Below are 10,656 nucleotides of genomic sequence, written 5' to 3'. Positions count from 1 at the left end.
CTTCGACCTCGTCGACTACGGCGTCGTCGGCGACCTCTTCCAGGTCGTGCCCCAGCTCACCGACGAGGTCAAGTCCCGCAAGGGCTGACCCTGCGCCCCCCATGGCGTCCCGACGGTCCGGGGCCGTGTGGTGTGTACTCACCACACGGCCCCGGACCGCTTTCGATCACCATTGACGCAGATCCGACGGCCTTATAACTTCACTATACGGATTGTTGATTCCGGGAAGCGGAAACAGCGTGACTGTGGAGGGTGTGGAAATGGGTCAGCAGGAGAAGGTGGCAACGAGCCTCGCCGGTGCGGTCAGCGAGGAGATCAGCGCCTCCCTCACCGCGGTCGACGCCGAGCTCGCCCGTCGCTACCCCGGGGACCCGGGGACGCGCCAGCCGGTCCACACGGTTTATGTTTCCGGCGACACATTCACCTCCGGCACCATTCGCTCGTGGGGCGACCAGGCGCTGCAGGCCCTCAACGAGCACGCCCCCGACGCGGGCGCGTTCGCCGCGGCCCTCGGCATCCCGGACGAACTCGCCGTGCCCGTCCACGACCGGGTGCGCGCCAAGCTGGAGCGCGAGCCCGTCGAGGACCTGCGCATCGACTTCGAGGACGGTTACGGCCCCCGCCCCGACGCCGAGGAGGACGAGGACGCGGCTCGCGCCGCCCGGCTCGTCTCGGAGGCGTACCGGGACGGTACGGCGGCCCCGTACATGGGCATCCGGATGAAGTGCATGGAGGCGGCCGTGCGCGACCGCGGCATCCGCACCACGGACGTGTTCCTCACCGGTCTGATGCAGGCGGGCGGTCTGCCCGACGGTCTGGTCCTGACCCTGCCCAAGGTGACTTACCCCGAGCAGGTCACCGCCTTCGTCCGGCTTCTCGAAGCGTTCGAGCGCGCGCACGGGCTGCCGGACGGCCGACTCGGCTTCGAGATCCAGATCGAGACCAGCCAGTCCATCCTCGCCGCCGACGGCACCGCCGCCGTCGCCCGCATGATCGACGCCGCGCAGGGGCGCGCCACCGGTCTGCACTACGGCACCTTCGACTACAGCGCCTGCGTCGGGGTCAGCGCCGCCTACCAGGCCAGCGACCACCCGGCCGCCGACCACGCCAAGGCCGTCATGCAGGTCGCCGCCGCGGGCACCGGCGTACGGGTTTCCGACGGTTCCACCAACGTCCTCCCTGTCGGCCCCACCCACCAGGTCCACGAGGCCTGGCGGCTTCACTACGGCCTCACCCGCCGCGCCCTGGCTCGCGCCTACTACCAGGGCTGGGACATGCACCCGGGTCACCTGCCCACGCGTTACGCGGCCGTGTACACCTTCTACCGCGAGGGCCTGGAGCAGGCCGCCGCGCGCCTTGCGGCGTACGTGGCCAAGGCCGGTGGCGACGTCATGGACGAACCCGCCACCGCCAAGGCGCTCAGCGGGTACCTCCTGCGCGGCATCGACTGCGGTGCCCTGGACACCGCCGAGGTCGCCCGTCTGACCGGGCTGACGCGCGCGGACCTGGACGCGTTCGCGTCGCCGCGCCGGGGCGGGCTCACGGTGACCGCGCCGTAACGGCGGAGCGCCCACCGGCCGCACCGGCGACCGGACGGCCGCCCGACGCCAGGGCCTCGATCCGGCCGGACGGTCGCGCGGCGGCGCCGCCCGGCGGCTCAGGCGGGCGGCAGTTCGCCCGAGCCGCGGGGGATGAGCGTGGTGGGGATCTCGACGCGGGCCGGGGTGTGGTCCGCGCCGTCCAGGCGGCGGAAGAGGTGCTCGGCGGCGGTGCGGCCGACCGCGGCGGCGTCCTGCGAGATGACGGTGATGCCGAGCAGGTCGGCCAGTTCGATGTCGTCGAAGCCGACCAGGGCGATCCGGCGTTCCTGCTCGGCGAGGACACGCACCGCCGTCACCGTGACCCGGTTGTTGCCCGCGAAGAGCGCGGTGACGGGTTCGGGACCGGAGAGCATCTCCTCGACGGCGGCGCGGACGCGGCCGGGGTCGGTCGAGCCGAGGGAGACCCAGGAGTCGACGACCGCTGTCCCGGCGTCCGCCATGGCCGCGTGATAGCCGCGCAGCCGTTCGGTCGCGGTCTGGATGCGCGGCTGGTCACCGATGAAGCCGATCCTGCGATGGCCGTGCGCGATCAGATGGGCGACGCCCTCGCGGGCACCGCCGAAGCTGTCGGAGAGGACCACGTCGGCATCGATCCGGCCGGCCGGCCGGTCCACGAAGACGGTGGCGATGCCGGCCCTTATCTCCGGTTCCAGATAGCGGTGGTCGTCGCCCGCCGGAATCACGATGAGCCCGTCCACCCGGCGCGCGCACAGGGCGAGCACCAACTCCTGCTCGCGCTCCGGGTCCTCGGCGCTCGAACCGTTGATGAGCAGCGCGCCGTGGGCACGGGCGACCTCCTCCACGGCGCGGCTCAGGGGCCCGTAGAAGGGGTCGGCGAGATCCTCCAGGACCAGGCCGATCGAGGCGGTGCGGCCCTTGCGCAGGACCCGTGCGCTGTCGTTCCGGCGGAAGCCGAGTGCCTCGATGGCTTCCTGGACCCGGCGTTCGGTGTCGGGCGTGACCCCCGGCTCGCTGTTGACCACACGAGAGACCGTCTTGAGGCCCACTCCGGCACGGGCGGCCACATCCTTCATGGTCGGCCGGTTGCCGTAACGGGGCTCGGGGTGACGGGCGGTCTCGGCCACGGTGCGCTGTCCTGTCGTCGACGGGCGGTCCGGCGGTCCCGCGAGCGATGCCGCGGAGAGGCCGGGGACTGTGCCGTCGAGCATAGGCCCTGGACAACGTTGTCAGCTGAATGGAGACTGGGGAGACTGTTTACCGAAGCCGCAGGTCCCCGCCACCTACTCACGGAGCCGCACCGATGCTTACCGACCTCGTCGCCGCGCTGGACATCGGCGGCACCAAGATCGCCGCCGCGCTGGTCGACGGCGGCGGCGGGCTCCTCGTCCGGGCGCAGCGGCCGACGCCCGCCCGGGAGGGCGCCGAGACGGTGATGGAGGCCGTGACGGAGGTGCTGGCAGAGCTGTCCGGATCACCGCTGTGGGGACGAGTGAGGGCCGTCGGGATCGGCAGCGCGGGCCCGGTGGACGCCTCGGCCGGCACGGTGAGCCCCGTCAACGTTCCCGGCTGGCGTGATTTCCCGCTGGTGGCGCGGGTCCGCGAGGCGGTCGGCGGTCTGCCGGTCGAACTGGTCGGCGACGGCGTCGCGATGACGGCGGCCGAACACTGGCTGGGCGCGGCCCGGGGCTACGACAACGCGCTGTGCATGGTCGTGTCGACCGGTGTCGGCGGCGGACTCGTCCTCGGCGGAAGGCTGCACCCCGGTCCCACCGGCAACGCGGGGCACATCGGTCACGTCAGCGTGGATCTGGACGGGGATCCGTGCCCGTGCGGTTCGCGCGGCTGTGTCGAACGCATCGCCAGCGGACCGAACATCGCGCGCCGGGCGCTGGAGGCCGGCTGGCGGCCCGGACCGGAAGGCGACACCTCGGCCGCTGCCGTGGCCGCCGCCGCGCGCGCCGGGGACCGGATCGCCCTCGCCTCGTTCGAGCGTGCCGCGCAGGCGCTGGCCGCCGGCATCGCCGCCACCGCCACGCTCGTCGAGATCGATATCGCGGTGATCGGCGGGGGAGTGGCCGGAGCGGGCGACATCCTCTTCACTCCGCTGCGCCGTGCCCTGAGCCGGTACGCCACGCTCTCCTTCGTCCGGCAGCTCACGGTGGCGCCGGCGGTGATGGGCACCGACGCGGGACTGGTGGGCGCGGCGGCCGCCGCGATCCGCGTGGGCAGAGGCTGAGCGGTGACGGTCCAGGGCCTGCCGTCCGGATCGGGCCGGATCAGCGAGCGGGGCCCGGTGCCGGGTCACGCGAGCCCGGTGTGACTCGGACGGGAGACCCTCGTACGCCGGACGCGCCCGACGAGGTGCTTCGGCCGCACCGGACGCGTCGGCGATGCCCTCATGCCCGATCGGCGATCGGGGGCGCGCGACCCGCGCCCCCGCCCCCCGGTCACCTCTTCTTCGTCAGCAAGTGATCCGCAGATCCGCCCAGTCCGCGTGGTCGGAATCGATGCCGTCCCCGCCGTCGGTGACCACCAGACGTACGACCTGCGCACCGTTCACATCCGCCGAGAGCGGCTGCGCGGGCATCGCGTTGGTCAGCACGCCGGTCGACGCCGCCTTCGTACCGTCGGCCCACACCTCGAAGGCGACCGTGCCCCTGGTGCCCTTCTCGTCGTCGACCCCGACCTGCGCCGTCACGGCGCTGCACGCCCCACCGGTGTAGAACTCGACGACGCTGTCGGCGTGCACACCGAGGCCCTTGGCGAAGACCGTGCCGCCGATGGTGAGCGGATTCCCGTCGCCGGCCTTGCTCTCACCGTTGCTGGTGTCCCTCTCGACCGGCCCCCAGCCGTTGGTGGCGGAGAGCATGGGCAGATCGCTCATATGGCTGACACCCGACGGTGGTGCGACGACCACGTGTGCCCGGAACGGGACCGTGGACGTCGCAGGTGTTCCGGCCGGTGAGCGGTATCGGGTGGTGAGCGTCAGGTCGTAGGTCCCGGAGGCCGTGCCCGCGGGCGCCGTCAGCTGCCAGCGGGTGGTCAGGGACCGACCGGTGGGCAGCACCGGTGAACCGGTCGGTGAAACCGCCCTCACCTGCCAGCCCGAGGGGCCGGTGAGGGCCGTGGACACCTTCGTGGCGGCGGTGCGGCCGAGATCCGTCACCGTCGTCGTGAGTGCGGCGGTGCGACCGGCCTCGATCAACGGGTCGGCGTCGACGCCGAGTTCGACGGCGGGCGGGTGCGCGGCCCACTTGCGGTCGGCGGCGATCCGCAGCAGCACGGTGCCGTGTGCCGGGACGGTCGCCGAGACGTCGCCCGCGGTGTTGTACGTCGTGTGCTCCCACAGATCGCGCATCGTGTACGCGGTCGCCCTCGGCAGTCCCACGGCCTCGGCCGTCGTCGAGATGCGCTGTGCGCCGCCGGTCTCGTTGAAGAGGGCCACGACGCGGCTGCCGTCCAGCATCTCCTTGGTGACGACCCAGCGCCCGGCGGTGGAGGAGAGCACGGTGCCCTGCTTGCCCAGCGGGTCCTGATCGACCGCGACGACCTCGCGGTTGGAGAGGATCTCGAAGGTCTCCGGGCTCGCCCTGCGCAGATCGGAGCCGATGAGCAGCGGGGCCGCCATCACGGACCACATGGAGAAGTGGGTGCGGTACTCCGTGTCCGTCATGCCACCGTTGCCGACCTCCAGCATGTCGGGGTCGTTCCAGTGTCCCGGGCCCGCGGCGGCGGCGAGGGGCAGGTTCTGCTTCATGATCGACAGCATGCTGCCCCAGCTGTCATTGATGTCGCCGGTCGTGCGCCAGAGGTTGCCGAGTTCACCGGCCCACTCCCAGGGCTTGTTCTCGCCCCATTCGCAGATGCTGTAGACGATGGGGCGGCCGGTCGCCGCCAGCGCGTCACGCATCGTCGTATAGCGCTTCTTCGCGTCGACTCCCTGATTGTTGCAGTTGTCGTACTTGAGGTAGTCGATGCCCCAATCCGCGAACTGCCGTGCATCGCTGTACTCATGGCCGAGCGCGCCCGGAAGCCCCACGCTGTCGCAGGTCTTGGTGCCGGCGCTGGTGTAGATGCCGATTTTCAGGCCCTTGGAGTGGACATAGTCGGCGACGGCCTTGATGCCGTTCGGAAAGCGCTGCGGATCGGCCTCCAGTTCGCCGTCCGCATTGCGCTGCGGCTTCGCCCAGCAGTCGTCGAGATTGACGTACTGATAGCCGGCGTCCTTGAGGCCCTTCTCGACAAAGATGTCGGCGATGCCCTTGACCATCGATTCATCGAACTCGGCGCGGCAGTGCGTCGAGTTCCAATTGTTGAACCCCATCGGAGGTGTGAGCGCGAGCCCGTTGTCGGCCTGCGGAGCCGGCGCGGGCGCGGGTGCGGACGAGTCGGCGGCCGCGGGGACGGTGGCCCCCGCGGCGCAGAGCAGCCCGGCCAGCAGCGCTCCGATGACTTTGTGATGGCTGATTCTGGTTGTACGGGTTGGAAGATGACGCATCGTTACGTTCCTCCATACTCGTGCATGATCGGATGACGGCATGTGCACGCCAATGCGTGCGATTACGTTAGGGCGTGTTGAAGTCTGTTGGAAGAGCGAAGGTGTCGGTTGTCCGGTATCTCGTCAAAACCCTTGACGGCACCATCACTTGGGGGTGAGATCCAATCGCACGTTCGGTTGTGTTGGGTTGCATCCCAAGGGAGTTGGGCATGGCGCAGTCTGATTACGACAGGTCAAGTGTGCCGGGCAGCGTCGCAGGACATCGGATGTCCCGACGAAGTCTGTTGCGTGGTGCTGCGGTGGGCGCGGGAGCCGTCGCTCTTCCCTCGCTGCTCACCGCATGCGGGAGCGGCCCCGGCGGTGACGGAAAGACGATCACCCTGGGTTCGAATTCGTCCGACCCGATTCCGAAGAAGGCCTTCGCAGACGCTTTCGCGGCGTACGAGGCGCAATCGGGCGGGCGGAAGGTGAAGGTCAACACCGTCGACCACAACACCTTTCAGGAGAACATCAACCGATACCTGCAGGGCAAGCCGGACGATGTCTTCATGTGGTTCGCCGGTTACCGGATGCAGTTCTTCGCCGCGAAAGGCCTGCTGCACGACATCAGTGACAACTGGCAGGACTACAAGGGCTTCTCGGACGCGCTGAAAGCCCAGTCCACCGGTGCGGACGGCAAGCAGTACCTCACGCCCTACTACTACTATCCGTGGGCCGTCTTCCACCGCAAGAGCCTGTTCGCCGACCGCGGCTATCAAGCCCCGAAGACGCTCGACGAGTACGTGGCGCTCGCCAAGCAGATGAAGAAGGACAAGCTCGACCCCATCGCCTTCTGCGACAAGGACGGCTGGCCCGCCATGGGCACCTTCGACTACATCGACATGCGGACCAACGGCTATGAGTTCCACAAGAGCCTGATGGCGGGCGAGGTCGCCTGGACCGACAAGCGGGTCAAGGAGGTCTTCGACACCTGGCGCAGGCTCCTGCCGTACTGCCAGCAGGGGGCCAACGGCCGTACCTGGCAGGAAGCCGCCACCAGCCTCCAGAAGAAGGAGGCCGGCATGGCCGTGTTCGGCCTGCCGCACCCCGGCGCACAGTTCCCCAAGGGCGAACAGGGCGACATCGACTTCTTCCCCTTCCCCGTCATCGACCCGGAACACGGGCAGGAGGCGGTCGAGGCACCCATCGACGGATTCCTGCTGGCGAAGAAGTCGAAGAACCTGAAGAACAAGAAGTCCCTGGAGAGCGCCAAGGACCTGGTCAAGTGGCTGGCCACCGGGAAGGCCGAGGACATCTACCTGAAGAGCGATCCGAACAACATCGCGGTCAGCGACCAGGCGGACATCTCCGCGTACTCACCGCTCCAGAAGAAGGCCGTGGAACTGGTCTCCGGGGCGAAGCAGATCTCCCAGTTCCTGGACCGGGACACCCGGCCGGACTTCTCCTCCACAGTCATGATCCCGGCGATCCAGAGCTTCATCAGCAACCCGAACGACGTGGACGGTCTGGTCAACGACATCGAGCGGCAGAAGAAGACCATCTTCGCCGCCGACTGACCGAGGACGCTCCCGATGGAATCCGACCGAACCTGGAGTACCGACCGTGTCGTTCATCTCGGCGCGGCGCACCGGACGGCGGGTCACGCGGCGGTTCACCAACCGCGACCTCGTCGTACTCGGTGTGCTGCTCGGCATACCCGTCCTGCTCGACATCGCCGTCGTGTGGGGGCCGACCCTGGCCTCCGTCGTGCTCTCCTTCACCAGCTGGGACGGCATCGGTGAGATCAAGTGGGTCGGTACGCGGAACTACGCGAACCTCTTCACCAACTACCCGCAGTTCTGGCCCGCCGCCCGGCACAATCTGCTCTGGCTCGGCTTCCTCGGTCTGGTGGCCGCGCCGTTCGGACTGCTGCTCGCCGTACTCATCGACAGGGGCGTGCGTTTCAGCCGTTTCTACCAGTCGACCCTCTACATGCCCGTCGTGCTGTCCCTCGCCGTGGTCGGTTTCATCGCCCAACTGGTCTTCTCCCGTGACCAGGGTGCCCTCAACGCGGTCATCGGGGACACGAACTCGCCGACCGACTGGCTCGGCGATCCGGACCTCAACATCTGGATGGTCCTGCTGGCCGCGGCCTGGCGGCACACCGGCTATGTGATGATCCTCTACCTTGCCGGACTCAAGGCCGTCGACCCCTCGCTCAAGGAGGCCGCGGCGATCGACGGGGCCGGCGAGGCCCAGACCTTCTTCCGCGTCGTCCTCCCCACGCTTCGGCCGGTCAACGTCATCGTCGGCGTCATCACGGTCATCGAGTCCCTGCGCGCCTTCGACATCGTGTACGCCGTCAACCACGGGCGCAACGGACTCGAACTGCTCTCCGTGCTCGTCACCGACAACATCATCGGCGAGGCCAGCCGTATCGGTTTCGGCTCCGCGATCGCCGTCGTCCTGCTGGCCGTCTCCCTGGGATTCGTCGCGACGTACCTGGTCCAGGAACTCCGAGGGGAGAAGAACCGTTGACCGTCCACACCGCCCCCGCGCGCCCCGGCGTCCCGGCGGCGCCACCGGCCCCGGCCGTCCGGCGCCGCGTCCGCCCCGGCAGGATCGGCGTCCACGCCTTCCTGATGGCGGTCTCCCTCGCCTTCCTCGCCCCGCTGCTGCTGGCGGTGTATGCCTCGCTGCGGCCGTACGACGAGACCTCGGCGCACGGCTACTTCTCGCTGCCGCGCCATCTCTCCCTGGACTACTACCGCCAGGCGTTCTCCGATTCCGGTATGACGAAGTACTTCGTCAACACCATGATCATCGCGGTTCCGGGAGTACTCGTCACCCTCTTCCTCGCCTCCTTCGTGGCCTTCGCGCTGGCTCGCCTGAAGCTGCGCGGCGGGCTCGTCCTGCTCATGCTCTTCACCGCCGGGAACCTGCTGCCGCAGCAGGTGATCGTCACACCCCTGTACGTCGTGTTCAACCGCATCCCGCTGCCCTACTGGATGTCCGACTCGATGACGATGTTCGACTCGTACTGGGCCGTCGTCACCGTCCAGGTCGGCTTCCAGATCGGCTTCTGCGTCTTCGTGCTGGCCAACTTCATGCGCACCCTGCCACGGGAGATCCTGGAGGCCGCGGTCGTCGACGGCGCGGGCGTCTGGGCCCGGTACTGGCGGATCACCCTGCCACTGTGCCGCCCGGCCCTGGCCGCTCTCGGCACCCTCCAGTTCACCTGGATGTACAACGACTTCCTGTGGGCCCTGGTCTTCATGTCCGACGGCGACAAGCTCCCCATCACCTCGGCGCTCAACAATCTCCGCGGCCAATTTTTTACGGACTACAACCTGCTCGCCGCCGGTTCGGTCATCGTCGCCCTGCCGACGCTCGTGGTCTTCCTGCTGCTTCAGCGCCACTTCATCGCGGGCCTCACGCTGGGTTCGAGCAAGGGGTAGTCCGGCCGGCGGCGGCCCCGGTCCGCCGACTGAAGTTTCCCCGTGTTCTTGGACACTCGATGGTTATGCCGCGAGGGCGTGTTGATGCCGCTGTCTGGTCTCGGCTGGGGTGAGGTAGCCGAAGATCTTGTGTTTGCGCAGGCGGCGGTTGTAGAAGGTCTCAATGAAGGTGAAGACCTCGGCGCGGGCGGTGGCCCGGTCGGGCCAGATCCGGGTGCCGATCTCCTCCTTGAGCAGGGCCCAGAAACTCTCAGCGGCGGCGTTGTCGAAACATGATCCGGTGCGTCCGCAGCTCTGCCTCAGCCCCAACTTCCGTAGCCGATGCCGGAATTGAGTCGAGGTGTACTCGCTGCCGCGATCGCTGTGGATTGCGCAGCCCGGCTCCAGGTTCCCCCGACCGTGGGCCATGTCCAAGGCGTGCACGACGAGTTCGGCGCGGTGGTGATCGGCCATGGCATAGCCGACGACCTCGCGGGTGGCCAGGTCCAGCCAGCAGGCGAGGTAGAGCCAGCCCTCGGCCGTCGGCAGGTAGGTGATGTCGCCGACCAGCTTGATCCCGGGGCGCTCGGCGTGAAAATCGCGGCCGACCAGGTCCGGGGCCGGATTCGCCTTCTTGTCCGGCCGGGTCAGCGAGCGGTGCTTCCGCCGGGTGACGCTCCGGATGTCGCGCTCGCGCATGACGCGGGCGACGCGCTTTCGGTTCACCTGTCGTCCCAGACGCCGCAGTTCGGCATGGATGCGCGGAACACCATAGGTCTTCCGGGAGGCGAGGTGCAGCACTGTGATCTCGTACGCAAGCGAGTCGTCGGCGGCCTCGCGGGCGCGGCGGGCGGCCTCGCTCTCGCGCCAGGCGTAGTAGGAGGAGCGGGCCACGTGCAGGGCCCGGCACAGCAGAACGATCGGATGGTTCGCCTTCTCCGCATGGATAAACCGGCACAACTCGCTCACCGGTCGTTCTCCTTCACGAAGAAGGCGGTGGCGGAGTCAACCGGTTGATGCAACAGCTGCCGCGAGCCCATCAGCGGGAGTTTCGAACCCGAGGGTCTGCCGGGGGCGGGTGTTCGGCTTGAGCGCGACGGTATCCAGGTCGGCCTGGGTATATCCGGACAGGTCGGTGCCCTTGGGAAAGTACTGGCGGAGCAGGCCGTTAGTGTTCTCA

9 protein-coding genes are annotated in these 10,656 nt (G+C 68.7%); 5 read left to right on the top strand and 4 right to left on the bottom strand.

The window, feature by feature from the left end; genetic code table 11:
• Positions 1-260 precede the first annotated feature (260 nt).
• Complete coding sequence (locus tag ACIQCZ_RS42170; RefSeq protein ID WP_402291469.1) at positions 261-1,559, top strand: DUF6986 family protein; 1,299 nt, start codon at positions 261-263, stop codon at positions 1,557-1,559.
• Positions 1,560-1,657: 98 nt separating this feature from the next.
• Here ACIQCZ_RS42170 and ACIQCZ_RS42165 read toward each other — a convergent pair whose 3' ends face one another.
• Positions 1,658-2,686 carry a LacI family DNA-binding transcriptional regulator gene (locus ACIQCZ_RS42165; RefSeq protein ID WP_402291465.1) on the bottom strand — a complete coding sequence of 343 codons (1,029 nt, stop codon included), beginning with the start codon at positions 2,684-2,686 and terminating at the stop codon, positions 1,658-1,660.
• Between the two features lie 176 nt (positions 2,687-2,862).
• Here ACIQCZ_RS42165 and ACIQCZ_RS42160 point away from each other — a divergent pair, with 176 nt between their 5' ends.
• Positions 2,863-3,798: an ROK family protein gene (locus ACIQCZ_RS42160; RefSeq protein WP_402291463.1), complete on the top strand. Its 936-nt coding sequence runs from the start codon at positions 2,863-2,865 to the stop codon at positions 3,796-3,798.
• 225 nt (positions 3,799-4,023) lie between these two features.
• On the opposite strand, the gene ACIQCZ_RS42155 is transcribed toward ACIQCZ_RS42160, so the two are convergent.
• A complete protein-coding gene (locus ACIQCZ_RS42155; RefSeq protein ID WP_402291462.1) occupies positions 4,024-6,060 on the bottom strand; it encodes an NPCBM/NEW2 domain-containing protein in 2,037 nt (678 codons plus the stop codon).
• 266 nt (positions 6,061-6,326) lie between these two features.
• Here ACIQCZ_RS42155 and ACIQCZ_RS42150 point away from each other — a divergent pair, with 266 nt between their 5' ends.
• From ACIQCZ_RS42150 to ACIQCZ_RS42140, 3 genes are read left to right on the top strand one after another with little or no spacing between them, the layout of a single operon-like run.
• Positions 6,327-7,616, top strand: a complete 1,290-nt coding sequence (locus tag ACIQCZ_RS42150) for an ABC transporter substrate-binding protein (RefSeq protein ID WP_402291460.1) — start codon at positions 6,327-6,329, stop codon at positions 7,614-7,616.
• Between the two features lie 46 nt (positions 7,617-7,662).
• On the top strand, positions 7,663-8,577 hold the full coding sequence (locus ACIQCZ_RS42145; RefSeq protein WP_402291458.1) for a carbohydrate ABC transporter permease: 915 nt from the start codon (positions 7,663-7,665) through the stop codon (positions 8,575-8,577).
• Complete coding sequence (locus ACIQCZ_RS42140; RefSeq protein ID WP_402291456.1) at positions 8,574-9,497, top strand: carbohydrate ABC transporter permease; 924 nt, start codon at positions 8,574-8,576, stop codon at positions 9,495-9,497. The genes ACIQCZ_RS42145 and ACIQCZ_RS42140 overlap by 4 nt, the downstream gene beginning before the upstream one ends.
• Positions 9,498-9,560: 63 nt before the next feature.
• On the opposite strand, the gene ACIQCZ_RS42135 is transcribed toward ACIQCZ_RS42140, so the two are convergent.
• Together ACIQCZ_RS42135 and ACIQCZ_RS42130 are read right to left on the bottom strand one after the other, a co-directional pair.
• Positions 9,561-10,445: an IS3 family transposase gene (locus tag ACIQCZ_RS42135; protein ID WP_402291454.1), complete on the bottom strand. Its 885-nt coding sequence runs from the start codon at positions 10,443-10,445 to the stop codon at positions 9,561-9,563.
• A gap of 36 nt (positions 10,446-10,481) precedes the next feature.
• Positions 10,482-10,656, bottom strand: a 175-nt coding sequence (locus ACIQCZ_RS42130; RefSeq protein WP_402291467.1) for a transposase, incomplete at its 5' end; no start/stop codon positions are given.

The organism is Streptomyces sp. NPDC093149, from assembly GCF_044754145.1.
Classification (GTDB): domain Bacteria; phylum Actinomycetota; class Actinomycetes; order Streptomycetales; family Streptomycetaceae; genus Streptomyces.
The sequence above is the reverse complement of the archived record's forward strand: the minus strand, read 5'-3'. Positions and strand labels throughout refer to the sequence as shown.